The sequence below is a fragment of the Pseudomonas sp. G11-1 genome (assembly GCF_024031555.1).
GTDB classification, from domain to species: Bacteria; Pseudomonadota; Gammaproteobacteria; order Pseudomonadales; family Pseudomonadaceae; genus Halopseudomonas; species Halopseudomonas bauzanensis.
Map to the genome: position 1 here is coordinate 103,061 of NZ_QEYQ01000005.1, position 24,574 is coordinate 127,634.

26 protein-coding genes are annotated in these 24,574 nt (G+C 60.6%); 21 read left to right on the plus strand and 5 right to left on the minus strand.

Going from position 1 to position 24,574, the window contains the following annotated elements; translation table 11 throughout:
• Positions 1–40: 40 nt before the first annotated feature.
• Positions 41–619: a Maf family protein gene (locus DHB74_RS14360; protein WP_499161781.1), complete on the minus strand. Its 579-nt coding sequence runs from the start codon at positions 617–619 to the stop codon at positions 41–43.
• Positions 620–878: 259 nt separating this feature from the next.
• Here DHB74_RS14360 and DHB74_RS14365 point away from each other — a divergent pair, with 259 nt between their 5' ends.
• The 13 genes from DHB74_RS14365 to DHB74_RS14425 all read left to right on the plus strand — a co-directional run bounded on the left by DHB74_RS14365 (position 879) and on the right by DHB74_RS14425 (position 10,817).
• Positions 879–1,265, plus strand: coding sequence for a YceD family protein (locus DHB74_RS14365; RefSeq protein WP_169304599.1), 387 nt, complete (start codon positions 879–881; stop codon positions 1,263–1,265).
• 19 nt (positions 1,266–1,284) lie between these two features.
• A complete protein-coding gene (gene rpmF / locus DHB74_RS14370) occupies positions 1,285–1,467 on the plus strand; it encodes a 50S ribosomal protein L32 (RefSeq protein ID WP_074778555.1) in 183 nt (60 codons plus the stop codon).
• Between the two features lie 3 nt (positions 1,468–1,470).
• A complete protein-coding gene (gene plsX, locus DHB74_RS14375; protein WP_499161782.1) occupies positions 1,471–2,493 on the plus strand; it encodes a phosphate acyltransferase PlsX in 1,023 nt (340 codons plus the stop codon).
• A 69-nt stretch (positions 2,494–2,562) separates the two neighbouring features.
• Positions 2,563–3,510, plus strand: a complete 948-nt coding sequence (fabD, locus tag DHB74_RS14380; RefSeq protein WP_499161783.1) for an ACP S-malonyltransferase — start codon at positions 2,563–2,565, stop codon at positions 3,508–3,510.
• Between the two features lies 1 nt (position 3,511).
• Positions 3,512–4,255 (plus strand): 3-oxoacyl-ACP reductase FabG, encoded by a 744-nt coding sequence (gene fabG, locus DHB74_RS14385; protein WP_036989675.1) that lies wholly within the window; start codon positions 3,512–3,514, stop codon positions 4,253–4,255.
• Positions 4,256–4,425: 170 nt separating this feature from the next.
• Positions 4,426–4,662: an acyl carrier protein gene (acpP, locus tag DHB74_RS14390; protein ID WP_036989676.1), complete on the plus strand. Its 237-nt coding sequence runs from the start codon at positions 4,426–4,428 to the stop codon at positions 4,660–4,662.
• Between the two features lie 193 nt (positions 4,663–4,855).
• Positions 4,856–6,094, plus strand: coding sequence for a beta-ketoacyl-ACP synthase II (fabF, locus tag DHB74_RS14395; protein ID WP_036989677.1), 1,239 nt, complete (start codon positions 4,856–4,858; stop codon positions 6,092–6,094).
• A 14-nt stretch (positions 6,095–6,108) separates the two neighbouring features.
• Entirely contained in the window at positions 6,109–6,939 is an 831-nt protein-coding gene (gene pabC / locus DHB74_RS14400; protein ID WP_499161784.1) for an aminodeoxychorismate lyase, read from the plus strand.
• Between the two features lie 20 nt (positions 6,940–6,959).
• Complete coding sequence (mltG, locus tag DHB74_RS14405) at positions 6,960–8,018, plus strand: endolytic transglycosylase MltG (protein ID WP_036989678.1); 1,059 nt, start codon at positions 6,960–6,962, stop codon at positions 8,016–8,018.
• The gene (gene tmk / locus DHB74_RS14410) at positions 8,015–8,647 is read left to right on the plus strand and encodes a dTMP kinase (RefSeq protein ID WP_074778562.1); all 633 of its coding nucleotides are present in this window, start codon (positions 8,015–8,017) and stop codon (positions 8,645–8,647) included. The genes mltG and tmk overlap by 4 nt, the downstream gene beginning before the upstream one ends.
• Positions 8,640–9,635 carry a DNA polymerase III subunit delta' gene (locus tag DHB74_RS14415; protein WP_074778564.1) on the plus strand — a complete coding sequence of 332 codons (996 nt, stop codon included), beginning with the start codon at positions 8,640–8,642 and terminating at the stop codon, positions 9,633–9,635. The genes tmk and DHB74_RS14415 overlap by 8 nt, the downstream gene beginning before the upstream one ends.
• A 43-nt stretch (positions 9,636–9,678) precedes the next feature.
• Positions 9,679–10,035 carry a PilZ domain-containing protein gene (locus DHB74_RS14420; RefSeq protein ID WP_074778781.1) on the plus strand — a complete coding sequence of 119 codons (357 nt, stop codon included), beginning with the start codon at positions 9,679–9,681 and terminating at the stop codon, positions 10,033–10,035.
• 2 nt (positions 10,036–10,037) lie between these two features.
• The gene (locus tag DHB74_RS14425; RefSeq protein ID WP_036989680.1) at positions 10,038–10,817 is read left to right on the plus strand and encodes a TatD family hydrolase; all 780 of its coding nucleotides are present in this window, start codon (positions 10,038–10,040) and stop codon (positions 10,815–10,817) included.
• Position 10,818: 1 nt separating this feature from the next.
• Here DHB74_RS14425 and wrbA read toward each other — a convergent pair whose 3' ends face one another.
• From wrbA to DHB74_RS14440, 3 genes are all read right to left on the minus strand, one after another.
• Positions 10,819–11,418, minus strand: coding sequence for an NAD(P)H:quinone oxidoreductase (gene wrbA / locus DHB74_RS14430; protein WP_036989681.1), 600 nt, complete (start codon positions 11,416–11,418; stop codon positions 10,819–10,821).
• 88 nt (positions 11,419–11,506) lie between these two features.
• Positions 11,507–12,205, minus strand: coding sequence for a pirin family protein (locus tag DHB74_RS14435; protein WP_074778566.1), 699 nt, complete (start codon positions 12,203–12,205; stop codon positions 11,507–11,509).
• A 354-nt stretch (positions 12,206–12,559) separates the two neighbouring features.
• The gene (locus tag DHB74_RS14440; protein ID WP_499161785.1) at positions 12,560–13,711 is read right to left on the minus strand and encodes an aminotransferase class V-fold PLP-dependent enzyme; all 1,152 of its coding nucleotides are present in this window, start codon (positions 13,709–13,711) and stop codon (positions 12,560–12,562) included.
• A gap of 174 nt (positions 13,712–13,885) precedes the next feature.
• Here DHB74_RS14440 and DHB74_RS14445 point away from each other — a divergent pair, with 174 nt between their 5' ends.
• Complete coding sequence (locus DHB74_RS14445; protein ID WP_499161786.1) at positions 13,886–14,524, plus strand: TetR/AcrR family transcriptional regulator; 639 nt, start codon at positions 13,886–13,888, stop codon at positions 14,522–14,524.
• Between the two features lie 68 nt (positions 14,525–14,592).
• Positions 14,593–15,606 (plus strand): amidohydrolase family protein, encoded by a 1,014-nt coding sequence (locus tag DHB74_RS14450; RefSeq protein ID WP_499161787.1) that lies wholly within the window; start codon positions 14,593–14,595, stop codon positions 15,604–15,606.
• 42 nt (positions 15,607–15,648) lie between these two features.
• Here DHB74_RS14450 and DHB74_RS14455 read toward each other — a convergent pair whose 3' ends face one another.
• Positions 15,649–17,334 (minus strand): carboxylesterase/lipase family protein, encoded by a 1,686-nt coding sequence (locus DHB74_RS14455; RefSeq protein WP_136869490.1) that lies wholly within the window; start codon positions 17,332–17,334, stop codon positions 15,649–15,651.
• Positions 17,335–17,512: 178 nt separating this feature from the next.
• Here DHB74_RS14455 and DHB74_RS14460 point away from each other — a divergent pair, with 178 nt between their 5' ends.
• From DHB74_RS14460 to DHB74_RS14485, 6 genes are all read left to right on the plus strand, one after another.
• On the plus strand, positions 17,513–18,412 hold the full coding sequence (locus tag DHB74_RS14460) for a radical SAM protein (protein ID WP_499161788.1): 900 nt from the start codon (positions 17,513–17,515) through the stop codon (positions 18,410–18,412).
• Positions 18,409–19,023: a DUF4823 domain-containing protein gene (locus DHB74_RS14465; RefSeq protein ID WP_499161789.1), complete on the plus strand. Its 615-nt coding sequence runs from the start codon at positions 18,409–18,411 to the stop codon at positions 19,021–19,023. The genes DHB74_RS14460 and DHB74_RS14465 overlap by 4 nt, the downstream gene beginning before the upstream one ends.
• A 23-nt stretch (positions 19,024–19,046) precedes the next feature.
• Positions 19,047–19,637, plus strand: coding sequence for a DUF1285 domain-containing protein (locus DHB74_RS14470; protein WP_499161790.1), 591 nt, complete (start codon positions 19,047–19,049; stop codon positions 19,635–19,637).
• A 186-nt stretch (positions 19,638–19,823) separates the two neighbouring features.
• Positions 19,824–21,977 (plus strand): adenosylcobalamin-dependent ribonucleoside-diphosphate reductase, encoded by a 2,154-nt coding sequence (locus tag DHB74_RS14475; RefSeq protein ID WP_280165670.1) that lies wholly within the window; start codon positions 19,824–19,826, stop codon positions 21,975–21,977.
• 74 nt (positions 21,978–22,051) lie between these two features.
• Positions 22,052–22,747, plus strand: coding sequence for a TSCPD domain-containing protein (locus DHB74_RS14480; RefSeq protein WP_036989692.1), 696 nt, complete (start codon positions 22,052–22,054; stop codon positions 22,745–22,747).
• A gap of 232 nt (positions 22,748–22,979) precedes the next feature.
• Entirely contained in the window at positions 22,980–24,539 is a 1,560-nt protein-coding gene (locus DHB74_RS14485) for a DNA recombination protein RmuC (RefSeq protein ID WP_499161791.1), read from the plus strand.
• The last annotated feature ends 35 nt before the right edge of the window (positions 24,540–24,574 follow it).

Sequence of the window (24,574 nt, forward strand, 5' to 3'; positions counted from 1 at the left end):
TGTATGCCGACCAGCGGGAGCGGGTGTCTGAGGCAGAGTCTTACGGCAGCTGCACTCCTTCCTGGCGCAGCATCTCGCACAGCCTGATCAGCGGTAGTCCGATCAGGCTGTTGGGGTCGTCGCCCTGCAGGGCGCGGAACAGCGAGATGCCCAGTCCCTCCATTTTGAAGCTGCCGGCACAGTCGTATGGGCGTTCACGCTGCAGGTAACGCTCGATGCTGTTCTCATCCAGCTCGCGGAAGCTGACCTTGAAGGGCTCGCTGGTCAGTTGGTATTGATCGGTGGCGCTGTTGAGCAGGCAAAGCGAGGTGGTGAACTGCACGGTGCGGCCGCTGCAGCGCCTGAGTTGCTCTTTTGCCGCGGCATGGGCCCCAGGTTTGCTGACCGCCTGGCCTTCCAATAGCAAGACCTGGTCCGAACCGATAATCAGGTGATCGTTAAAGCGGCTTGCCAGGGCGCGGGCCTTGTCCAGGGCCAGGCGCAGCGTGAGCTGCTCCGGTGTTTCGCCAACCCGGGGTGTTTCGTCGACCTCGGGCGCGGCATGCTCGAAGGGAATACCGAGGCGCTCAAGCAGCGCGCGTCGGTAGGGAGAGCTGGAGGCGAGAATCAGATGGGCCATCTTGGGATCCTTGTGCGATAAATTGCGCTATTCTAGCTTCAGTTGTCCCCGTGACGTCGGCGGCATGGTTTTTTCGGCAAATAGTTTTGACAGCAGCCCCCGCGGTGCCTAGAATTGCGCGCTTATGTCTGGACCCATACCTGCACACATAGAGCCGCGTCGGCTGGTTGACCGTGAAATCGTCCTGAAAGGGACTGTGCCCACCGCCAATATGCCCCGTCTCACCGCCTTGCTTGACGCTCCTGCTGGAGATGTTCAGGTGGAGCTCGCATTTGTGCGGGACGCACAGGGCATCAGCGCCATGCACGGGCATTATCAGGTCGAAGTGGCGCAGATCTGTCAGCGTTGCCTGGAGCAGGTTGTGCTGACGCTGGATACCGAATGTGATGTGGGTTTTGTAACGAGTGACGAGGCGGCGAAGAATCTGCCTCGCCATTATGAACCGGTTATTGTGGATGACGAGGCGCTCGATCTGCACGCGCTGATCGAGGACGAACTGCTGCTGGCCTTGCCCGCAGTGCCGATGCATCCGATGGAAACATGTCAGCACCCGCCAGGCTTTCAGCCTGATACTGCGGAGCCTGAGGAAGAAGCTGAAAAGCCCAACCCCTTCAGTGTGTTGGCCAAGTTGAAACGTGATACCTGAAGCTTAGGAGCTTAAAGTCATGGCTGTACAGCAGAACAAAAAGTCTCGTTCCGCACGTGGTATGCGTCGTTCGCACGATGCACTGACCTCGGCGGCTCTGTCCGTAGATCAAACTACTGGCGAGACTCACCTCCGTCACCACGTGTCCCCGGACGGCTTCTATCGTGGTCGTCAGGTGGTCAACAAGGACAACGACGAATAAGTCTTGTCCACGTCAGTCCGCTTAGCGATTGATGTGATGGGCGGGGACTTCGGTCCCCGTTGCATTATCCCCGCCGTTGCCCGCTGCCTTCAGCAGATTCCTGGGTTCAACGTCGTTCTGGTCGGTTCGCCCGAACCGATGGCCAGCCTCTCCCGTGAATACCGCCTGCCTGACGATCGTGTCAGCTTCGTCCATACCTCCGAAACCATTCTCGCCGACGATCTGCCTGCCAGCGTGCTGCGCAGCAAGCGTGATGCGTCCATGCGCGTGGTCATCGAGCAGGTGCGTGACGGCGTGGCCGATGGCTGTCTGAGTGCGGGTAATACCGGTGCGCTGATGGTGCTGGCAAAAACCCTGCTGGGAACGGTGGAAGGTATTCAGCGGCCGGCAATCATGGCGGCTTTGCCGGTAGCCGGCAAGTTCTGCCATGTACTCGATCTGGGGGCCAATGTCGATTGCTCGGCGCGGCAGCTGTTCGAGTTTGCCGTGATGGGCTCCGAAGCGGTGGCCGAGCTGACTGATATCGAGCGACCGCGGGTCGGGTTGTTGAACATCGGTAGCGAAATCAACAAGGGTTCCCTGCGGGTGCGTGAAGTATCCGAGCTGTTGCGTGATAGCCGTTCGCTGAACTATATCGGTCATATAGAAGGTCACGAGCTGTTTCAGGACCGTGCCGATGTGGTGGTCTGTGACGGCTTTGTCGGCAATGTGGTGCTCAAGGCCAGCGAAGGGCTGGCTGGTTATATGCAGGATGAGTTGCGCCGGGCCTTGTCCGGCAGCTTCGCGCTGCGTTTGCTGGCGCCGCTGCTGCGGCGGGCATTGAAACCGATGGGCGAACGCCTGGACCCCAGTCAGCATAATGGAGCGGTGCTGCTCGGACTGCAGGGTGTCGTGGTCAAGAGTCACGGCAATGCCGATCAGACTGCCCTGGAAGTGGCCATCGGGCAGGCAGTGCGCGCCTGTCAGTCGCAGATGCCGCAGCGCATCGCCGCGCGCCTGGCACGTTGCCGGGGCGAACTCTTGTGACCCGTCTGACCAGTGGGTCATCTCAGACGGAAGACTTAATCAATGAATGACAACAATGAGGAAAGTTGCATGACTCAAACCCTCGCTTTCGTATTTCCCGGACAGGGTTCCCAGGCGGTCGGCATGCTGGCTGGCCTGGCGGAGCAGCATAGTCTGATTGGCGACACCTTTGTCGAGGCCAGTGATGCGCTGGGCTACGACCTGTGGCAACTTTGCCAGCAAGGCCCGGACACCGAGTTGAGTCGGACCGACCGCACCCAGCCGGCAATCCTGGCTGCGTCCGTTGCCCTGTGGCGCCTGTGGCAGGCTAACAGCGATGTTCGTCCGGCCTTTGTTGCCGGCCACAGTCTGGGTGAGTACTCCGCCCTGGTGGCTTCCGAGGTTATCGGCTTTGCCGACGCGCTGCGTCTGGTCGAGCGTCGTGGTCAGTTGATGCAGCAGGCCGTGCCGGAAGGCGAGGGTGGCATGGCGGCGATTCTCGGGCTGACCGATGAGCAGATCATCCAGCTGTGCGCCGAGGCGGGCCAGGGTGAAGTGGTCAGTGCGGTCAACTTCAACGCGCCTGGCCAGGTGGTCATCGCTGGTCAGGCGGCCGCCGTGCAGCGTGCCATTGACGCCTGCAAGGCCGCCGGCGCCAAGCGTGCCATCGCGCTGCCGGTCAGCGTACCGTCCCACTGCGCACTGATGCGGCCGGCCGCTGAGCAGCTGGCGCAGGATTTCGCCGGCCTGACCTGGAATCAGCCGCAGATCACTCTGGTGCAGAACGTGACGGCGCGCCCGGCAGCGGATCTCGACGGTCTGCGCCAGCAGCTGGTCGAGCAGCTGTACAGCCCGGTGCGTTGGGTCGAAAGCATCGAATACATCGCTGCCCAGGGTGTCACTGACATGGTCGAATGCGGTCCTGGCAAGGTATTGTCGGGCCTGAACAAGCGCTGCGCCAAAGGTGTGGCCACCCATAATCTGGATAGTGTCGAGGGTTTTTCCGACGCTGTCGCCCGTGTTGCCGAAGGAGCTTGATATGAGTCTGGAAGGAAAAGTTGCCCTGGTTACCGGTGCCAGTCGTGGTATCGGGCAGGCCATTGCCCATGCGCTGGCTGCCCAGGGAGCCATTGTAGTCGGTACTGCCACCAGTGACGCCGGCGCCCAGTCCATTGCCGAAAAACTGGCCGCCGCAGGCTACCAGGGCACCGGTCTGAAGCTGGATGTACGCGACCCGGCCTCGGTTGCCGAGGTGCTGGAGCGCATCGCTGAGGATTATGCAGCGCCGGCGATTCTGGTCAATAATGCCGGCATCACCGCCGATAACCTGCTCATGCGTATGAAAGATGATGAGTGGGATGATGTCATCAGCACCAACCTGGGCTCGGTTTACCGTCTGTCCAAGGCTGTGCTGCGGGGCATGACCAAAGCGCGTTGGGGCCGTATCATCTGCATCAGTTCGGTGGTTGCCGGTATGGGCAACGGCGGTCAATCCAACTATGCTGCGGCCAAGGCCGGCATGGAGGGCTTTGCCCGTGCACTGGCCCGTGAGGTCGGTTCACGCGGAATCACCGTGAATGCGGTGGCACCTGGATTCATTGATACGGACATGACCCGGGCGCTGAATGACAATCAGCGGTCGGTCATGCTCGAACAGATTCCACTGGGGCGCCTCGGCCAAGCCGAGGAAATTGCTGCAGTGGTAGCATTTCTTGCCGGTGAGCCGGCTGGATACATTACCGGGGCAACTATCCCGGTAAATGGCGGTATGTTCATGGGTTGATCTTCGGCTGCTTTTGGGCAGTCGGGGCTTTGACTAGTGGGAATCCGGCCTCTCTGGGCCGGGCCATTTTGACACAGAAGCATTTCCAGCTTGAAATCTCGGGAATTCTTTCTATAAACTACCCGCAGTCCGGCTTATCGGAACTGCAAAATCAGGAGTGAGAACAAGGTATGAGTACCATCGAAGAGCGCGTCAAGAAAATCGTTGCCGAGCAGCTCGGCGTCAAAGAAGAAGAAGTAACCAACAGTGCTTCCTTTGTTGAAGATCTTGGCGCTGACTCCCTTGACACCGTTGAGCTGGTGATGGCTCTCGAAGAAGAATTCGAGACCGAAATTCCGGATGAAGAAGCCGAGAAGATCACCACCGTGCAGGAAGCAATCAACTACGTGAACTCGCACCAGAAGTAATCACGCAGTCTGCTTGCAGGTCGAAAAGGCCGCAGTCCTGATATCAGAGCTGCGGCCTTTTTGTTCGTGTTCGCTTTGCAGTAGTTCCCCTGAAATAACTGGTGACGGACGGCCGATAATCATTCAGTTGCCGCGCCGCCCCTTTATGCGGACAATAGCCCGCTGTCGAACGAGTTGAATTAAGGAGTCTCCCTTGTCGCGTAGACGCGTCGTGGTAACCGGCCTGGGCATGTTGAGCCCGCTGGGGAATACGGTTGAAAGCAGCTGGCAGGCGGCTTTGGCAGGCAAGAGCGGTATCGCGCCGATCGAGCATATGGACGTCAGTGCCTTCAGTACCCGTTTTGGTGGCTCCATTCGCGATTTCGATATCGAGCCTTACATGTCGGCCAAGGAGGCACGCAAGCTGGATCTGTTCATCCAGTACGGCATTGCTGCGTGCATCCAGGCGATGAATGATGCGGGGCTGGATATTACCGATGACAACCGCGACCGCATCGGCGTGTCCATGGGCTCTGGTATCGGCGGTCTGACCAATATCGAGCGCAATCACGAGTTGCTGCTCAACAGCGGCCCGCGTCGTATCTCGCCGTTCTTCGTGCCTGGCTCGATTGTCAACATGGTGGCCGGTTATCTGTCCATCCAGTATGGACTGCGTGGGCCGAACTATGCGCTGACGACCGCCTGCACCACGGGTACCCACAGCATCGGCATGGCCGCGCGCAACATCGCCTATGGCGAAGCGGACGTGATGATCGCTGGTGGTTCCGAAATGGCTACCAGCGGCCTGGGCCTCGGTGGCTTCAGCGCTGCCCGCGCGCTGTCGACCCGCAACGAAGACCCGACCCGCGCCAGCCGTCCGTGGGATGCCGAACGTGATGGCTTCGTGCTGTCCGACGGTTCCGGCGCCATGGTGCTGGAAGAGTATGAGCATGCCAAGGCCCGCGGTGCGCATATCCATGCCGAGTTGATCGGTTTCGGTATGAGCGGCGACGGTTTCCACATGACCGCGCCGCCGGAAGATGGCCGCGGTGCAGCCATGTGCATGGGCAATGCCCTGCGCGATGCCGATGTGGCGCCAGAACAGGTTGGCTACATCAACGCCCACGGCACCTCGACCCTGGCCGGTGACCTGGCTGAAACCCGCGCGGTGGCAACCGTGTTCGGTGACCACGCCTGTAAGCTGGCCATGAGCTCGACCAAGTCCATGACCGGTCATTTGTTGGGCGCCGCCGGCGCAGTCGAGGCGATTTTCAGTGTGCTCGCCCTGCGTGACCAGGTGGCACCGCCGACCATCAATCTGGACAACCCGGGTGAGGGCTGCAACCTCGATTACGTCGCCCATGAAGCCCAGGCTCGCCAGCTGGACGTGGTGATATCCAACTCCTTCGGCTTTGGTGGCACCAACGGCAGCCTGGTGTTCCGCCGCCTCTGATGGACATCACCGGGATGGCCGCAACCCGCGTCGCCGAATGCCTGGTCAATGGTGTGCCGACCAGTGCTGTTTCGGCCCGCGATCGCGGCCTGGCCTACGGTGACGGACTGTTCGAGACCATTCTGGTTCGCGGCGGCAAGCCGACGCTGGCAGAGTGGCATTTCCAGCGGCTGGCATTGGGGGTGCAGGCCCTGCGCCTGCCTGTGGATCTAGCGGTGATCCGCAGCGAAGTCGAGCAGCAGGCGCTGCTGCTCGGTGACGGGCTCTTCAAACTGATCATCACCCGCGGTGAGTTCCTGCGTGGCTACGCCATGCCGCAGCAACCTCAGGTGACGCGCATTCTCCAATCCTCTCCACTGCCGAGCTATCCCGCACAACATGCCGAGCAGGGCATTCGCCTGTATCCCTGCGCCACCCGGCTGGGCGATCAACCCATGCTGGCGGGTCTCAAGCACCTCAATCGGCTGGAGCAGGTCCTGGCGCGCAGTGAATGGCAGGATTCAGTCCACGCCGAAGGGCTGGTGTGTAATCTCGCTGGCGACCCCATCGAAGGCACTATGAGCAACCTGTTCATGCGGCTGGATGATCGATGGGTGACGCCTGCGCTCGATCGATGCGGCGTGCGGGGCGTGATGCGCGGCTTCCTGATCGAGCAGTTGGCGGCGCAAGGTGACGCCGTAGAGGAGCGTTCGATATCTTTTGACGAACTGTTGCGCAGCACCGAGGTGTTCTGTTGCAACAGCGTATTCGGTGTCTGGCCGGTGGTGGCGCTGGCAGACTGGCAATGGCCCGTCGGCGTCCATACCCGCGACATCCAGACCCTGGCTAAGCAGGTCCTAATGTGAAGTGGTTTATAAGGTTTTTAATGAAAGCTGCTGTTTTTTCAGTGGTTTTGTTGGCTGGCGCTGGGCTCTGGGGATACTACACCCTGAATTCCACGCTGGATCAGTCGTTGCAGATCAAGGTCGCAGATACGCTGGACGTTCCGCCCGGCAGCACGCCCGCCCGGGTGTTCTCCAGCCTGGAGCAACGTGGAGTGATCGAGCGGTCCAGCTGGATACGCCGTTACTGGCAATGGCAGATGCCGGACACCGTATTGCAGGTCGGCGAGTATCGACTCACGCCCGGCATGACGGTGCAGCAGTTGCTGGCATTGCTGCAACGAGGTGAGGTGATACAGCGCAGCGTTACCCTGGTCGAAGGCTGGAACTTCAGCCAATTTCGCGCTGCTTTGGCCAAGGCCGAACGGCTGCAGCACAGCTTGTCCGACGAACTGAGCAACGCCCAGGTAATGGCCGAGCTGAACCTGACGGAAGATCACCCGGAAGGCATGTTCTTCCCTGATACCTACCGGTACACGCTGGGTATGAGTGATCGCGACATCCTGCTGCGCGCCCATCAGCGCATGCAGCAGGAGCTGGAGGCAGCCTGGGAGCAGCGTGGCGAGGGGTTGCCGATCGATACGCCCTACGAGGCGCTGATTCTGGCATCGATCATCGAAAAGGAAACCGGTGTACCCCATGAGCGCGGCGAGATTGCCGGCGTGTTCACCCGCCGCTTGCAGATGGGCATGCGCCTGCAGACTGACCCGACAGTGATCTATGGTATGGGCGAAGACTGGCAGGGCAAGATCCGCCGCAGCGACCTGCGCCGGCCGACACCTTACAACACCTACACCATCGACGGGCTGCCGCCAACGCCCATCGCCATGCCTGGTCGCGAAGCGCTGCTTGCCGCAGTCAATCCGACCCCAGGCAAGTCGCTGTATTTCGTGGCCCGGGGGGATGGCTCCCATGTCTTCTCCGAGACCCTGCAGCAGCACAACCGCGCGGTCCGCCACTATCAGATTCTGCAGCGGGCCCCCAACTATCGCTCCAGCCCGCCTCCGGCGGAGCCAGTAAAAGACAGCGGGGCGGCGCAATGAGCGGACTGTTCATCACCTTCGAAGGCCCGGAAGGGGCTGGCAAGTCCACCAACCTCAAGGTCTTTGCCCAGGCGCTGGCCGAGCGGGGTTGCGCGCCGTTGATCACGCGTGAGCCGGGCGGCACGCCGCTGGCCGAGCGTATCCGCGACGTGCTGCTGAGCCTGCATGAGGAGCCGATGCACGCGGATACCGAACTGCTGCTCATGTTCGCCGCCCGCGCCCAGCACCTCAACGGCCTGATCCGCCCGGCGCTGGCCGAGGGGCGGGTGGTGATCAGTGACCGCTTCACCGATGCCACCTATGCCTATCAGGGCGGCGGCCGCGGTATCGATCCGCAGCGTATCGCCGCGCTGGAGAACTGGGTCCAGGGCGACCTGCGCCCCGATCTGGTGATCATCTTCGATGTGCCGGTGGAGCTGGGCATGGCCCGGGCCCGGGCCCGCAGCGAGCTGGACCGCTTCGAGCGCGAACAGCAGGCATTCTTCGAAGCGGTCCGCGGCAGCTACTTGCAACGCGCAGCGGCTGATCCGCAACGCTATCGGGTGATCGACGCCAGCGGCGACCTCGACTCGGTGCGCCAGGCCATGCAACCCCTGATAGATGAAGTGCTGGAGCGCCACCATGGCTGATCAGGCCGTCAGTCCTTGCCCCTGGCATCTGCCGGTCTGGGATGCCCTGACCGCCGGCAGCCGGCATGCCCATGCCTTTTTGTTCGCCGGCCTGCCAGGGGTCGGCAAGCGGCTGTTCGCCGAGGCCTTCGCCGCTCACCTGTTGTGTCTGCAGCCTCAGTCCGGGCGTGCCTGTGGCCAGTGCCGCAGTTGCCATTTACGCCAGGCGGGCAGCCACCCTGATCGGTTGGTGGTGGAGCCGGAAGAGCAGGGCAAGGCCATCCGCATCGATGCAATCCGCCAGCTTGGCGATTTCATGGGGCAGACGGCGCAGCAGGGTGGCCGCAAGGTCATCATCCTGCATCCAGCCGAGGCGATGAACCTGAACGCTGCCAACGCCTTGCTCAAGTCCCTGGAAGAGCCTACTTCCGATACCTATCTGTTGCTGGTCAGTGATCAGCCCAGTCGATTGCTACCGACCATCCGCAGCCGCTGCCGGGTACAGCCACTGGTCACTCCCGGCCACGCCGAGGCGATGGCCTGGCTGCAGCACAGTCTTCCGGACCTGGATGCCGAGCAGCACGGCGCGTTGCTGTTGATGGCCGGTGGTGCCCCCCTGCGCGCAATTGCCCTGCATGAGATGGACGCCGCCAGCCTGCGTCAACAGGTCGTGGAGGGCGTCAAGGCGCTGTTGAAGAACCAGCAATCGGCCTCCCAACTGGCCGAGCGCTGGCCGAACCTGCCGCTGGAGCTGCTGGCCGACTGGTTCTGTGACTGGACGCTGGATCTGCTGCGGCTCAAGACCGGAGCCATGGAAGCTCCGGTCAATACCGATATGGACAAGGTACTGCCCTACATGGCGCGCCACCTGCAATTGCCCGCGTTGCTCAACTGGCAGAGCTGGCTGCTGCAACATCGGGGCATGCTGCTGGGCAAAGCCAACCTCAATCGGGTGCTGTTTATCGAAACGCTGCTGATCCAGTGGAAACAGTTGCTGGAAAGACGCTAGTCTAGATGGCAGACCCATGCCGAGTATCAACAAGGACAACGATATGAGCATTGCGACTGCGCCAGGACCCCGCAACGGCATTCTTTCACTGACGATCAAGGACAAGTCAGTGCTGTATGCGGCTTACATGCCTTTTGTAAAACACGGCGGGATGTTCATTCCCACCAACAAGACCTATCGCCTGGGCGATGAGGTCTTCATGCTGCTGAACCTGATGGAAGAACCGGAGAAGATCCCGGTGGCAGGCAAGGTCATCTGGATTACCCCGCGAGGCGCCCAGGGCAACCGTGCAGCCGGTATCGGAGTCCAGTTCAGTGATCAGGACAATACCGCCCGCAGCAAAATCGAAACCTACCTGGCCGGCGCGCTCAAATCCGACCGCCCGACCCATACCATGTGACCATGCTGATAGATTCCCACTGCCATCTAGACCGCCTCGACCTCACTGCCCATGACGGCTCTCTCGACAACGCTCTGAATGCTGCGCGCGAGCGTGGTGTCGGCAAGTTTCTCTGTATCGGCGTGGACGCCGCCAACGCGCCGGTGGTCAAGCAGTTGGCCGAGCAGTACGACGACGTCTGGTGCAGCGTAGGGATACATCCCCTGGACCTGACGCGTAACGATCCAACCGATCTTGCCTGGTTACTGGAGGCGCTGGAGCATCCGCGAGTAGCCGCCATCGGTGAGACTGGCCTGGATTATCACTACGAGCCGGACATGGCCCAGGCGCAGCAGGACTCCTTCCGCTATCACCTGCAGGCTGCCGCCACCACTGGCAAGCCAGTGATCATCCACACCCGCGAAGCGCGGGAGGATACCCTGACCATGCTCCGCGAGGCAGACCTGCCCAATGCCGGAGTACTGCACTGCTTCACTGAGGACTGGGACATGGCGCGGGCGGCGCTGGATCTCGGCTACTACATTTCCCTATCTGGCATCGTCACCTTTCGCAATGCCGATGCGCTGCGGGACGTGGCGCGGCGGATTCCCGCCGATCGGTTGCTGGTCGAAACGGATTCACCCTACCTGGCACCAGTGCCGCACCGCGGCAAGCCGAACGAGCCGCAATTCGTCTGCGAGGTGGCTGCCTTTCTTGCCGAGTTGCGCGGCGAGCAGCTGGAGCGCCTCTGGGAGAACACCACGGCCAACTTTCACCGGTTGTTCCCCCTGACGGCTGTCTGAATCAACGGGTCAGCTTGCTGGCAATCTGCGCTACATGCTGGCCCTGATGACGTGCAATGCCCAGTTCCCGTTCATCCGGCTGGCGTGAGCCATCGCCACCGGCAATGGTCGAGGCGCCATAGGGAGTGCCGCCGCCCACCTGGGATATATCGAACAGTGCGGGGGTGGTATAGCCGACAGGCACTATCACCATGCCGTGGTGCGCCAGGGTGGTCCAGGTGGAGGTGATGGTCATCTCCTGGCCGCCGCCAGTGCCGGTGGAGGTGAACACGCTGGCCACCTTGCCCGCCAACGCACCCTTGGCCCAGAGGCCGCCGGTCTGGTCGAGGAAGTTGCGCATCTGCCCGGACATGTTGCCGAAACGGGTCGGTGTGCCAAAGATGATGGCATCGTAGTCGGCCAGTTCCGCCGGGCGGGCTTGGGGGGCCTGCTGATCGGTCTTGCCGCCCGCTGCGGCAAAGGCCTCGGCGGGCATGGTTTCCGGCACACGCTTGATGTCGACTTCGACACCGGGAACCTGACGTGCGCCCTCGGCGACGGCATTGGCCATGGTTTCGATATGGCCGTACATGGAATGGTATAGCACCAGTAGCTTGGTCATTATTGCTTCCTCTGTCGTTATGGTACTCAGTGATTCAACCCATTGGAGTTGCGCCTCTGGCGCATCGTTCAGCTGGATGCGGCCCTGATCAGGCAACATCCACCAGCACGACCTCACTCTCTTCTTCAGCGGTAATCCGCAGCAACGTCTCGCCCTGCACCGCGACGCCGTCACCGGCATTGGCGGTAACACCGTTGATCTCGACCCGGCCGCTGGCCGGTACCAGATAGACTTTGCGCCCCGTGGCAATAGCATAGTCCGCAGTCTGCCCCGGTTTCAGGGTGGCGGCGACCAAGCGGGCATTTGCCCGGATGGGCAGGGCATCGCCATCCTCCGCCAGCCCACTGGCCAGGGTGACAAAGGTCCCGCTGCGTTCACCCTTGGGGAAAGGTCTGGTACCCCAGGAGGGGGCCAACCCTTTCTCGTCGGGCAAGATCCATATCTGGAACAGCCGCGTTTCCTGGTCCTCCAGGTTGAACTCGCTATGGGCGATGCCAGTGCCGGCACTCATTACCTGTACATCGCCCGCGAGGGTCCGGCCCTTGTTGCCCAGACTGTCCTGGTGGGTGATCGCTCCCTCGCGGACATAGGTGATGATCTCCATGTCGCGGTGCGGATGGGTTGGGAACCCCGAATGCGGAGCGATGATGTCATCGTTCCATACGCGCAGATGTCCCCAGTGCATGCGTTTGGGATCATGGTATTCAGCAAAGGAAAAATGGTGCCGGGCATTCAGCCAACCGTGGTGGGCACCACCCAATTCTTGGTAAGGACGCAGTTCGATCATTGTCTGTCTCCTGTTCTATGGTGATCGGAGCTCTGGCTGCTTCGATCAGATGCAGCGATGATCTATCAAAGTAATCTGGGTTAAAAGCGCAAAATACCCAGCATAAATATCGAATAAGTTGATGTGTTCTCTGTTGAATAGTTAAAAAAAACCCGAATTCCGGGGGAGAAATTCGGGTCAAGACCATTAGGAGTGATACAGAGCCGGACGGGGCCGGCTCTGCCAGATGCGGCACTTGGGGGAGGTGCTGCATCTGATATGAGAAGTATTGCCGACTTTTGCGGCATTTCCAGTCAGATAGGCCCTTTCATTAAACCTATTCGGAATAAGGTGCAGGAGCTTATCGTGACTGGTTCAGTCTTGCCGCTGGGCGAGGATGCCTTTGAGGATAGCCAATGCTCGATCCAGCACGTCCTGCCGCGTATAGAAATGCGGCGACCAGCGAATGCCGCCACCACGGGCGGCGCAAATCACTCCGGCTTCCTTCAACTGGGCAAACAGCTGGCTGGTATCCCAACCCTCGATGCGAAAGGTGACGATGCCCGCGCGTCGTTCAGGTGCCGCAGGGCTGAGAATGCGCACCCCCGGCAGGCGACCAAGTGATTGCAGCAAGTACGCCGTGCGCTGCTGCAACGCTTCCTGAATGCGCTGTTCGCCGACCTCCAGCAATAGCTCCAGGCTCGCCGATAGAGCATGTTGGGCGAGGGTATTGGGACTGCCGGGCTCGAAACGTCGGGCGGTGCTCGCTGGCATCCAGTCTTCGCGATCATAGTCGCCCATGGCCTCGACCATGTGCCAGCCGAATTGCAGAAGCTTCAGCCGGTCGCGGGCAGCGCGCCTGCAATAGAATACGCCCAGTCCTTCAGGCCCCAGCAACCATTTGTGTCCATCGGCCATGGCGAAGTCGCAATCGAATGCCTGCACGTCCAACGGCAGGGCGCCTAACGATTGAATGGCATCGACGCAAAACAGGATGTTGCGCTCGCGACAGGCGCGCCCCAGGCGCGTCAGGTCCATGCGCAGGCCACTGGCATATTGCACGGAGCTGATGCTCAGCAGACGAGTCGCCGGCCCCATTGCCGCAATCAATGCCGCTTCCGGATCATCTCCATCGAGGCTCACCTGACGCAGAATAACGCCACGACTCTCCAGCGCCTGCCAGGGAATGCGGTTTGAAGGAAACTCCTGATCGCTGACGAGGACCTCGTCGCCGGCCGTCCAGTCCAGCCCCATGGCCACCAGGGATAACGCCTCGGAGGTGTTCTTCACCAGGGCGATATCGCCTTTGCTCGGCGCGTTGAGCAGGGTCTGGAATTGCCCCCGCAGGCGATGCTCCAGTTGAATCCAACGAGGATAATCCTCCGCTCCCCGTGTAATGTTCTCCCGGGCGAAGGCCGTCACTGCATCAGCGGCGCGTTTGGGCCAGGGGGCAACAGCTGCGTGATTCAAATAGCAAATGGTGGGGTCTTGGGGGAACTCATCATCCCATTGCAGTTTATGGAGCATGGTCGGGTCCTGTGCGGATTGCATTTCTGTTGCCGATGATAGCGTGCCTGGAGCCAAACGGAACATGGTCACTGTAAAGGCATGAACTTTTGGTCATATTAATACCAAAAGTGTGCAATTGGTCATGAAATTGGCATAATGCATTTTCATCGTCACGCCCATGCAGGTAAGCATATGCAGAAAGAATCACGCAAGATCCGGGAGTTTCGGCGCCGGGAACAGGAAATTCTGACCTCGGCGTTGCGTTTGTTCCTGGAGCAGGGAGAAGACAGCGTCACGGTTGAAATGATTGCCGATGATGTCGGAATCGGCAAGGGCACCATCTACAAGCACTTCAAGTCAAAAGCCGAGATCTATCTGCGCCTGATGCTGGACTACGAGCGCGATCTGGCCGAGCTGCTGCATTCGGAATCCATCGAAACGGATCGAGAGGCGCTCTCCCGGGAATACTTCGCCTTTCGCATGAGTGATCCGGAGCGCTATCGGTTGTTCGATCGGCTGGAGGAGAAAGTTCTCAAGGCCAATCAGATGCCGGAACTGGTGGAGGAGCTGCATCGCATCCGCGCCTCCAATTTCAATCATCTGACCGGGGTGATTCAGGAGCGTATCGACGAAGGCAAGCTGGAGGATGTACCGGCGTACTTTCACTATTGCGCGGCCTGGGCTTTGGCGCACGGCGCCATGTCCATGTATCACTCGCCGTTCTGGCGCGAAGTGATCGAAGACAAGGAAGGTTACATGCAGTTTCTGATGGATATTGGCGTACGCATGGGCAACCGTTCCAAGCGGCGGCGCGATGGCGATCCCGCCTGAGGGCAGGGCGTGAACTTGAGGCGAAGCGGCGGGTCTACCGGGCAATCGACTTGAACAGGAGTACCCGCTTGCCGCCTTTCCGTTCTGCCTTGTGTCTCCTCGCCGCGCTGGCGGTCTTGCCCGCCCAGGCGCGTGACTACAGTTATACCGATGCCCATCTGCATTACGTCGACTTCTTCCAGGAAACCGACGGCATGACCGAGCTGTTGAAGCAGATGGATGAGCATAATATCCGCCACGCCATGATCAGCGGTGTTCCGGTAGCCAAGAAATGGCATGAAAATGAACCACGTCGGCCGCGTTATTACGCTGGGGATGACGCAGGGGCATACTGGTTCAGCGCAACGGATTACATCGTCGCGCATGCGCTGGAACAACTGGATGAGAAACAGCGGTCGCGTTTTCATCCCTTCCTCTCTGGTTTCAACCCCAACGACAAGAACTCCGGCGAGCACCTGCGCCGCCTGCTGGAGACCTATCCGGGCATGTGGCAGGGCATCGGCGAGGTATTCACCCGCCATGACGACCTGACCGCACTGACCAACAGCGAGGTGCCCCGCGCCAACAGCGAGGCCATGGACCGGATCTACTACCTGGCCGCCGAGTATGATCTGCCGGTGATGATCCACAGCAATATCACCTCCAAGCGTGAGCGTAATCCGCTGTATCTGCCGGAGCTGGAAGAGTCCCTGCGTGACCATCCGCAGGTGCGTTTCATTTGGGCCCATGCCGGCACCAGCAAGGAAATCCATCGTCACCAGGAGAAGCTGACATTCCTGTTCGATGAGGTGGAGCGGTTGCTCGGGCTGTATCCGAACCTGTATATCGACCTGTCGTGGACCATGCTGGAGCCTTACCTGCTCGACAGCGAGGGCAAGCCGGACCCGCGCTGGCTGCAACTGGTCGAACGCTTCCCGGATCGCTTCATGATCGGCTCGGATGTGGTGGGCAAGTTCGGCAGTCTGGGGGAGTACATGAGCGGGTTCGACGTTTTCCTCGATGCCTTGCCCGAGACGGTGGCGCACAAGGTGGCGGGGAGTAATTTCCTGGCGATCCTGCCACGGCAGAGCCAGGATAACTGAACCGTGGCATCGACTGATTCGATGCCACGGCTGGAGCCTGCCTTACCCCAGGGGAATGCGTGGCGGGTTCTGCCAGTAAGCGCATTGGTGGGCTGTGTTGAAGGCGCTCTGATCGACCGCGGCCGGGGTCGGAGCGTCAAGGCGCAGGATCTGCCCGCCTGACGTCAGACGTGGCCATTCCACCGCTTCCGCTGCGCCGTCAGTGCCATTGGGGCCGATGGCCGGGTCGACGCCGTATTTGGCAAAATTGGTCCAGTAGCGAGCCATATGTTCCCCCAGGGCGAGCTGATCTTCTCCGGCGCCACGGTCAATCAGTGTCTGTTCGGAGCTCAACACGTATTGAATCTCGAAGGAATGAGCAGCACCCAGGGGGAAGGGCGCCGTTACACCGTCAAGAATATTTGGTGCGTTGCGATCAGCAAACCAGTAACCCCAGGTATCCACTTGGCTCTGTAACAGGTTCCACTGGTTGTTGTTCGGGCAGTTGAAGCGCCAGTCGGTACCGATTGCCGAATAGGCATTGACGAACTGCAGGGGGCCGGTGGGTTGCTCTGCGGCATAATCATCGGCGATCTGGCCGGCGTCCAGGGTTGGGTCTTCTGTCAGCAGCTTGGCGACAGCGGCGGTATAGCCCGCCGGGGTGAACAGATCCTCGCCGTCTCCCAGTGCCAGCAGGGTAAATAGCGCGCCTTCATCCAGGTTGCTGCCCATCATCACCGGGACCTCATTGAATTCCCCGCTGGCCAATGCCTGGTTGATCGACCGGGGGAGCGTCGCGGTGTTGGAGACAGGGAGAATATTGCCCGGCTGGGCATCGAGCAGCTCCCGTACGGATAAGTCTCCCAGACATTGCAGCAGTTGCGCATCCGGGGTATCTCTACAAGTGGTCTGGGCAATGGTGGGGAGGCCAAACAAGCTCTGGCCGCCCGGAATGACAGTGTCCAGCCCCAGGGGGATATCCCCCAGCGGTACCTGCGCGCCGTTGTAGGAACCACTCTGCACGATGGCCTTGTGAAACAGGCCCGCTGCGCCTGGTGAGGCCAGCTGACTCATGACGCTGTGGCCGCCCGCAGACTCGCCGAAAAGGGTGACGTTATCTGGATCGCCATCGAACTGGTCGATATTGTCCCGGACCCACTGGAGTGCCAGCTGCTGGTCCTGCAGACCGAAGTTGGCATTTCCCAGCGCGACATGGGGCAGGAAGCCCAACGCACCCAGGCGGTAATTGAGGGTCACCACTACCACGCCTTGCTCTACCAGCCGCACTGGTTCGTAACTGGCACCGCCGGAGCCATAAATGAAGGCGCCGCCGTGGACCCAGACCATGACCGGATACTCCCCGGGCTCTTCCGGCGCATAGACATTCAGGAACAGGCAATCCTCATCCAGACTTGCTTCACCGAAGGGGCTGGCATCTTGCGGACAACTGCTGCCGAAGGTTTCACTCAACTGGATGGCATCAGCGTGAGCCGGCGGGAGAGCGGGCGCGGCAAAGCGCTCGGCTACACCGTAGCGAAGGCCACGGAATACCCGCATGCCGTCATGCTCGATCCCGATGTAATCACCCTGTTGGGTGGTGACCTTCAGTGGGTTCTCAACGGAGCCGCCGTCATGACTGCTGCCGCCACCGCCTCCCGACAGGCAGCCACTCAGGCTGGTAGCCATGATCACTGCCGATAGGGTGGACAGGATGAAGCGAGATGATGTGATGCTGGTTGTTTTGCGCATTGTTATTATCCGTATGATTATTCAGCCGATTACCCTGGCAAAATGCCTTCTTTCGGTACGGAAACCATAAAAGAATCATCAGCCGCGCGCTAAACCCATACGGGTGATCAATCACCGGGGGAGGGCGTATGCCCGGCTATTCTGTAAACTGAGCAGCGAACCTTGATTGGAGTGATGCATGTCAGCCCAGCCCCGTTTTCCCATCGACTACATCGAGCCGGTATTTCGTCCGCCGAGCGAGGCGCATTCGCTGATCTTGCCGGTGACCAACGGCTGCTCATGGAACCAGTGCACCTTCTGCGATATGTACACTGCGCCGCAGAAGAAATTTCGCGCCCGTGACGAACAGCAGGTGCTGGATGAGATCCGCCGCAGTGGCGAGCAGTTGATCGTGCAGCGGGTGTTTCTCGCCGACGGCGACGCCATGGTGTTGCCGACTCACCGCCTGCTACGCATTCTCGAGGCGATAGGCGAGTACATGCCGGAAGTACAGCGGGTCACCTCGTATTGCCTGCCGCGCAATCTGCGCCGCAAGTCCGTAGAGGAACTCAGGCAGTTGCGCGAGGCCGGCCTGCAGATGCTCTATGTCGGTGCCGAGTCTGGTGATGACGAGGTGTTGCAGCGGGTGAACAAGGGCGAGACCTTCGATTCCACTGCCGAGGCGTTGCTCAAGGCCCAGGAGGCTGGCTTGCAGACCTCGTTGATGATTCTGAACGGGCTGGGTGGCCGGAATCTGTCCGAGCAGCATGCGGCGAACTCAGCCCGGCTGATGAACCTGACCCAGCCGGATTTCCTGTCCACACTGGTGGTCAGCTTTCCCCATGGCATGGAACGCTACCAGGCGCGTTTCCCTGACTTCCAGCCCCTCGATCAGCTCGGACTGTTCCGCGAGATCGAGATGCTCCTGTCTGCCCTGGAGCTGAACAATACGGTTTTTCGCAGCGACCATGCATCGAACTATCTGGTACTCAAAGGGATACTGGGCGCTGACCAGCCGCGCCTGCTGGCGCAGGTGCGCCAGGCCATCAAGCAACCGGAACAGGCCGGGCTGCGACCGGAACGGATGCGTGGATTATGAAACCGATGATATCGCTGTCCCGAATTACTGCGGTGCTGGCGCTGGCCGTGCTGGCCTGGGGTTGTACGCCCTCGCAGATGAAGGAGGAAGGGCGCTTCTACCTCAGCGATGCCGGGCTGCTGGATCGCTATCAGATCACCCGCAGCGGCAACTTCCGCCTGCAGGCCGACTCGCGATTCTACATAGCGCAGAGTCACTTCGTGCCGGTCGGTCATGCCTATGCGCGCCCGAACATTCTGGCCGAGGAAGGATTTGCCGCCGCAGTGCAGGTCTTTCCCATGGTGCGGCGCGCGGAACAGCCGTTGGGGCTGGACGAGGCGTTGCTGCATACCCGACAACAGGGGCTGGATTATCTGCTGTACACCCGCTTCGCCAGCGCCCAGAGCAGTGCCGGCGCGCAGCCGACCGCTGAGCAGGCCAGCGCAGGCCATGTGGGGCGCGATGCAGTGGTGTTGCAATTGATGCTGCTGGAAGCGGGCACCGAGCGGCTCATCGATTTTGCCACCATCACCAGCCGCACCGGCTTTCTCGCTTTCTCCAAAACCCGTCCGGAAAATCTGCTGCGGGAACCGATGGAAGACTATACCCGTCAATTGCTGGGCAGACCCTAGCCATCCCGAGATCGAGGTAACCTATGGACAACCGACCACCACCTCCCCAGTCGCTGCTCGACAGCTTGCCTGAGTCGAGTACCGGCGACGCCCGCGAGCCGGCGCCAGTGCATCTGTGGCATCCGGATTTCAGCGGTGAGCTGGATATGCACATTGCCCGTGACGGCACCTGGTATCACGAAGGCGGACCCATCAGCCGCAAGTCCCTGGCGCAGCTGTTTTCCGGCATTCTGCGGCTGGATGAAGATGGCCGCTATTACCTGGTCACGCCGGTGGAGCGCTGGGCCATCCGGGTCGATGATGTCCCCTTCGTTGCGGTACGGCTGGAGGTGGAGGGGCAGGGCCGCGAACAGCGTCTGACCCTCTTCACCAGCCTGGGCCACAGTGTGCTGGCTGGCGAGATGCATCCGATCACCGTCCGAGTGGATGCCGACACCAGCGAACCTTCACCCTACGTGCTGCTGCGCAGCAACCTGCGGGCGCTGATCCATCGCAACGTATTCTATGAACTGGCGGACCTGGCGGTCGAGGAACAGGTCGATGGCCAGCCCCGCATCGGCGTATGGAGTGACGGACATTTCTTTCCGATAGATGGCTCGGCGGTCACCGCCTGAGCTGTCGCGGCCTGCATGCAAGTCAAGATCTCCAGGCCGCATTTTCAGGTTTCCTTTGTTGTTGATCTTTACCATATCTGGGTCTAGGATTCGCAATACGCACAACCAGTAGTGTTTTTCAGGTGCAGGGGTGAGCAGGCGTGAACGTTTGTCAAGCCCGGACAGCACTGATTCCAGGAGAATATGATGAGTCAAACAGCCAAGGTGCAACGTCTGCATAATGTCGTAACCAACATTCCCATGCAGCCGGCCTCGGAAGATATCTGGGACACCAAATATCGGCTCAAGACCAAGGATGGCGTAGCCATCGACCAGACCGTCGATGAGACCTATCAGCGTGTCGCCCGCGCCCTGGCCGAAGTCGAGCTGCCGGAGCTGCGCGAAGAATGGTATGACAAGTTTCTCTGGGCGCTGCGCCATGGTGCCATCCCCGCCGGCCGCATCACCTCCAACGCCGGCGCGCTGGAACACAAGCCTGCGACCTCGACCATCAACTGCACCGTCTCGGCGACCATCGGCGACTCCATGGACGATATCCTGTCCAAGCTGCACGAGGCCGGCCTGACGCTGAAGGCCGGCTGCGGCATCGGCTATGAATTCTCCACCCTGCGGCCCCGCGGTGCTTATGTCTCCGGCGCTGGCGCCTACACTTCCGGCCCGCTGTCGTTCATGGATATCTACGACAAGATGTGCTTCACCGTGTCGTCCGCCGGTGGCCGTCGTGGTGCGCAGATGGCGACTTTCGATGTGGGTCATCCGGACGTGGCGGACTTCATCCGCGCCAAGCGCGAGGGCGGTCGCCTGCGTCAGTTCAACCTGTCGCTGCTGATCACTGAGGAGTTCATGCAGGCGGTGGAGTCCGACAGCGAATGGAAGCTGGCCTTCCCGCTGGGCATCGGCGAAGCCGAAGCAGACAAGGTCGATGTCAACGATGCCGAGCAGGTGATCTGGCGTGAGTGGCCAAGCAACGAACGTTATGTGACCCGCGACGACGGCCTGGTAGCCTGCCGCGTGTTCCGCACCATGAAGGCGCGGCGCATCTGGGACATGATCATGACCTCCACCTACGACTTCGCCGAGCCCGGTTTCATCCTGATCGACCGGGTCAACCAGATGAACAACAACTGGTTCTGCGAGGAAATCCGTGCCACCAACCCCTGTGGCGAGCAGCCGCTGCCGCCCTATGGCGCCTGCCTGCTGGGCTCGATCAACCTGACCCTGTTCGTACGCGATCCCTTCACCGACAAAGCCCGGTTCGATTGGGACGAATACCGCAAGGTGGTGGACATCTTCACCCGCATGCTGGACAACGTGGTCGAGATCAATGGCCTGCCATTGGAAGAGCAGCGCAATGAGATTTTCCGCAAGCGCCGCCACGGCATGGGTTTCCTCGGTCTGGGCTCGACCATGACCATGCTGTGCATGAAGTATGGCGATGCACAGTCGCTGGAATTCACCGAGCAGGTCTCCCGCGAAATGGCCCTGCAGGGCTGGCGCACCGGCCTCAAGCTCAGTGAGGAGAAGGGCCCGGCGCCGATCATGGAAGAAGAGTTCACCGTCACGGGTGCCATGCTCGCCAAGCGTCCGGAAATGCAGAAGGACGGCTTCAAGGTCGGTCAGAAGGTCAAGGGCAAGGTACTCTGGGCCAAGTACAGCCGCTACATGCAGCAGGTCGCGGGTGAAGATGCGGCGTTGGTCGAGGCGTTGGCAGAGCAGGGTTCGCGCTTTACCCATCACAGCTCCATCGCCCCCACCGGCACCATCTCCCTGTCGCTGGCCAACAACGCCTCCAATGGTATCGAGCCGAGCTTCGCCCATCACTATTTCCGCAACGTGATCCGCGAAGGCAAGAAGTCCAAGGAAAAGGTCGACGTGTTCAGCTTCGAGCTACTGGCCTATCGGGAATTCATCGATCCCCAGGCGCTGCCGGACATGGAAGCTGCCTCGCGCAACCTGCCGGATTACTTCATCGCTGCCGATGACGTGAAGCCCACCGAGCACGTGGACGTGCAGGCCGCAGCGCAGAAGTGGATCGACTCGTCGATTTCCAAGACCGCCAACGTGCCGACGGATTATCCCTACGAGGACTTCAAGGATATCTACCTGTATGCCTACCACAAGGGTTTGAAGGGCTGCACCACCTTCCGCTTCAACCCTGAAGCCTTCCAGGGCGTGCTGGTGAAGGAACAGGACCTGGCCAACACCACCTACCGCTTCAAGCTGGAAGACGGCAGCATCATCGAGGCCAAGGGCGGGGAAGAAATCGAATACGACGGCGAAATGCATTCCGCCGCCAATCTGTATGATGCGCTCAAGGAAGGCTACTACGGCAAATTCTGAGCCGCTGGATTACTGCATCGCACGGCTGAACAAACAACACAGCCCCGCCAAGGCGCGGGGCAAGGAAGATGGACATGGCACTCAAGATAACCAGCAAGATTGTCGACTACGCAGTGGTCAAGCCGGACGAGCCGGCCAAGGCGCCCGAACCGGCTGCGCCCACCTATGTCGAGATGCATGAGAAGCTCAAACGCCCCGAGTTCCTCGAAGGCTCGACCTACAAGATCAAGACGCCAACCTCCGAGCACGCCATCTACGTCACCATCAATGACGTGGTGCTCAACCCCGGCAGCGACCATGAAACCCGCCGGCCCTTCGAGATCTTCATCAACTCGAAGAACATGGAGCATTACCAGTGGATCTCGGCGCTGACGCTGATCATCTCCGCAGTATTCCGCAAGGGTGGCGACTGCACCTTCCTGGTCGAAGAGTTGAACAGCGTATTCGACCCCAAGGGCGGTTACATGAAGCGTGGCGGCCGCTGGATGCCCTCGCTGGTTGCGGAAATCGGTGATGTGCTGGAGCAGCACCTCAAGCGCATCGGCATGCTTGAGGACGGGATGGACGAGCACCAGCGCGCCTATCTGGAGCAGAAGCGGGCCGAGTTCACCAGCATCAATGCTCCAGCCCAGGCGGCAGCGGACTGTGACGACAGTGCCGAAGCCTACCCGGCCGGCGCGCAGATGTGCGGCAAATGCCACACCAAGGCCGCGGTGCAGATGGACGGCTGTCTCACCTGCCTGGCCTGTGGCGACAGCAAGTGCGGCTGATGTGCTGACGATTCCACTGCGCCGGGGCTACCGGCGCAGTGTCCTGCCTTTACCCCGCTGGCGCTCGCCGGCACCGTTCCTACCTTCATTCGCTTCGCCCATGGCTGTCACAGTCATTGCCGCAGGCCGCTACTCGCGCTGGTCGGTGAGGTCGCCACCTCGCGTTAACAGCCAACGGTTACATATTCAGCCATACGCAGGGATAATACCGGGCAGCCATAGGAGATGACCCATGCCCCTGAATGAAATGCGGTTTCTGTTGCCCTTGCTCAGCCTGGCCCTGCTGGGTGGCTGGCTGCTCACCGGCTGGGTGTTGCTGCGCCGGGAACGGTTGCTGCAAGGGCGGGTCGATGAATTGCTTGAGCAAAACCGCAGCCAGCAATTGGAAATGCATCAACAGCTGGGGGCACAGCTGAGTCTGGAAACTCGCCTTGAGCACCTGCAGGAATCCGTAGCCCGGCTGGATGCGGAACGTGGTCGGCTGGCAACCCGCCTGGCTGATGCAGAGGGGCAGTGCAACGAATGGCAGCGTTCTGCCGAGCGCTTTCAGGTCCAGGCCCAGGAGCAGCAGCGCCAGGGCGAGCTATTGCAGACTGAACGCCGGACCCTGGAGCAGCGGCTGCAGCAATTGCAGCAAACCCACGAACAGCTGCGGGTCGAGCATTCCACCTTGCAGACCACCCTGAGCCAACGCCAGCAGCACTTCGATGAACAGCAGCAATTGCTCAAGGACAGCCGCGAGCAGCTCAAGCTGGAATTCGAGCAACTGGCCGGACGCATCTTCGAAGCCAAGGGCCAGACCTTCACCCAGACCAGTCAGCAATCTCTTGACGCGTTGCTCAAGCCGTTCCGCGAGCAGATCGATCAGTTCCGCAGCAAAGTGGAAGATATCCATCACAAGGACACCCAGCAGCAGGCGGCTCTGGCGCAGGAGCTGCTGCACCTCAAGCAGCTCAACCAGCAGATCACCCAGGAAGCCCACGACCTGAGTATCGCCCTGCGCGGGCAGAAGAAGACCCAGGGCAACTGGGGCGAGCTGATTCTGGAGAACGTTCTGGAGCGCTCCGGTCTGCGCGCCGGCATCGATTTCAAGCGTGAGGTGAGCATGACCGCCAGCGATGGTCAACGCCAGCGCCCCGATGCCTTGGTCTACCTACCCCAGGACAAGCATCTGATCATTGATGCCAAGGTGTCGCTGAATGCCTACACCCGCTATATCAACAGCGAGGACGATACCGAGCGCCGGCTGGCCCTGGCCGAGCATGTGCAGGCCTTCGGGCAGCGGATACGCGAGTTGGCCGAGCGCAATTACTTCGACCTGCCGGGGCTCAACGCACCCGAGATGGTGTTCATGTTCGTGCCCATCGAATCCGCCTTCGTCGAAGCGCTGAAAGCCGACGAAACCCTATTCCAGAAAGCCATCGAACAGAACGTGCTGGTGGCGACGCCGACCACCTTGCTGACCAGCCTCAACATCGTGCGGCAGCTGTGGCGCTTCGAAGACCAGAACCGCCACACCGCCGAGCTGGCCGAGCGGGCCGCACGGGTGCATGACAAGTTGCGCACCTTCCTCGGCAGCATGGAGAGTATCGGCAGCAGCCTAGACAAGGCCAGCGAGGCTTATCACAAAGCCTGTGCCCAGCTGGTGAGTGGCCGTGGCAACCTGGTTAAACAGGTCAATGATTTCAAGGAGTTGGGCGTGTCTGTTAAAGCAGAACTTGGGGAAAACTGGACCGATCGTGCCGAGCTTGAGCTCGGCCACGATGTACCGGCAGCGGATACGCTGGGATGAGATTCGGAAGGGAAGAGGAGAACCCGGCAGGGCGC

Bases quoted from the DNA above. Each gene is read 5' to 3' on its own strand.
- DHB74_RS14440 (WP_499161785.1), bottom strand. From the start codon at position 13,711: ATGCTCCATAAACTGCAATGGGATGATGAGTTCCCCCAAGACCCCACC.
- DHB74_RS14460 (WP_499161788.1), top strand. From the start codon at position 17,513: ATGTCAGCCCAGCCCCGTTTTCCCATCGACTACATCGAGCCGGTATTT.
- acpP (WP_036989676.1), top strand. From the start codon at position 4,426: ATGAGTACCATCGAAGAGCGCGTCAAGAAAATCGTTGCCGAGCAGCTC.
- DHB74_RS14415 (WP_074778564.1), top strand. From the start codon at position 8,640: ATGGCTGATCAGGCCGTCAGTCCTTGCCCCTGGCATCTGCCGGTCTGG.
- DHB74_RS14435 (WP_074778566.1), bottom strand. From the start codon at position 12,205: ATGATCGAACTGCGTCCTTACCAAGAATTGGGTGGTGCCCACCACGGT.
- DHB74_RS14475 (WP_280165670.1), top strand. From the start codon at position 19,824: ATGAGTCAAACAGCCAAGGTGCAACGTCTGCATAATGTCGTAACCAAC.
- DHB74_RS14455 (WP_136869490.1), bottom strand. From the start codon at position 17,334: ATGCGCAAAACAACCAGCATCACATCATCTCGCTTCATCCTGTCCACC.
- DHB74_RS14485 (WP_499161791.1), top strand. From the start codon at position 22,980: ATGCCCCTGAATGAAATGCGGTTTCTGTTGCCCTTGCTCAGCCTGGCC.
- pabC (WP_499161784.1), top strand. From the start codon at position 6,109: ATGGCCGCAACCCGCGTCGCCGAATGCCTGGTCAATGGTGTGCCGACC.
- DHB74_RS14420 (WP_074778781.1), top strand. From the start codon at position 9,679: ATGAGCATTGCGACTGCGCCAGGACCCCGCAACGGCATTCTTTCACTG.
- mltG (WP_036989678.1), top strand. From the start codon at position 6,960: ATGAAAGCTGCTGTTTTTTCAGTGGTTTTGTTGGCTGGCGCTGGGCTC.
- tmk (WP_074778562.1), top strand. From the start codon at position 8,015: ATGAGCGGACTGTTCATCACCTTCGAAGGCCCGGAAGGGGCTGGCAAG.
- DHB74_RS14445 (WP_499161786.1), top strand. From the start codon at position 13,886: ATGCAGAAAGAATCACGCAAGATCCGGGAGTTTCGGCGCCGGGAACAG.
- DHB74_RS14465 (WP_499161789.1), top strand. From the start codon at position 18,409: ATGAAACCGATGATATCGCTGTCCCGAATTACTGCGGTGCTGGCGCTG.
- fabD (WP_499161783.1), top strand. From the start codon at position 2,563: ATGACTCAAACCCTCGCTTTCGTATTTCCCGGACAGGGTTCCCAGGCG.
- DHB74_RS14360 (WP_499161781.1), bottom strand. From the start codon at position 619: ATGGCCCATCTGATTCTCGCCTCCAGCTCTCCCTACCGACGCGCGCTG.
- fabG (WP_036989675.1), top strand. From the start codon at position 3,512: ATGAGTCTGGAAGGAAAAGTTGCCCTGGTTACCGGTGCCAGTCGTGGT.
- DHB74_RS14470 (WP_499161790.1), top strand. From the start codon at position 19,047: ATGGACAACCGACCACCACCTCCCCAGTCGCTGCTCGACAGCTTGCCT.
- DHB74_RS14480 (WP_036989692.1), top strand. From the start codon at position 22,052: ATGGCACTCAAGATAACCAGCAAGATTGTCGACTACGCAGTGGTCAAG.
- wrbA (WP_036989681.1), bottom strand. From the start codon at position 11,418: ATGACCAAGCTACTGGTGCTATACCATTCCATGTACGGCCATATCGAA.
- rpmF (WP_074778555.1), top strand. From the start codon at position 1,285: ATGGCTGTACAGCAGAACAAAAAGTCTCGTTCCGCACGTGGTATGCGT.
- DHB74_RS14425 (WP_036989680.1), top strand. From the start codon at position 10,038: ATGCTGATAGATTCCCACTGCCATCTAGACCGCCTCGACCTCACTGCC.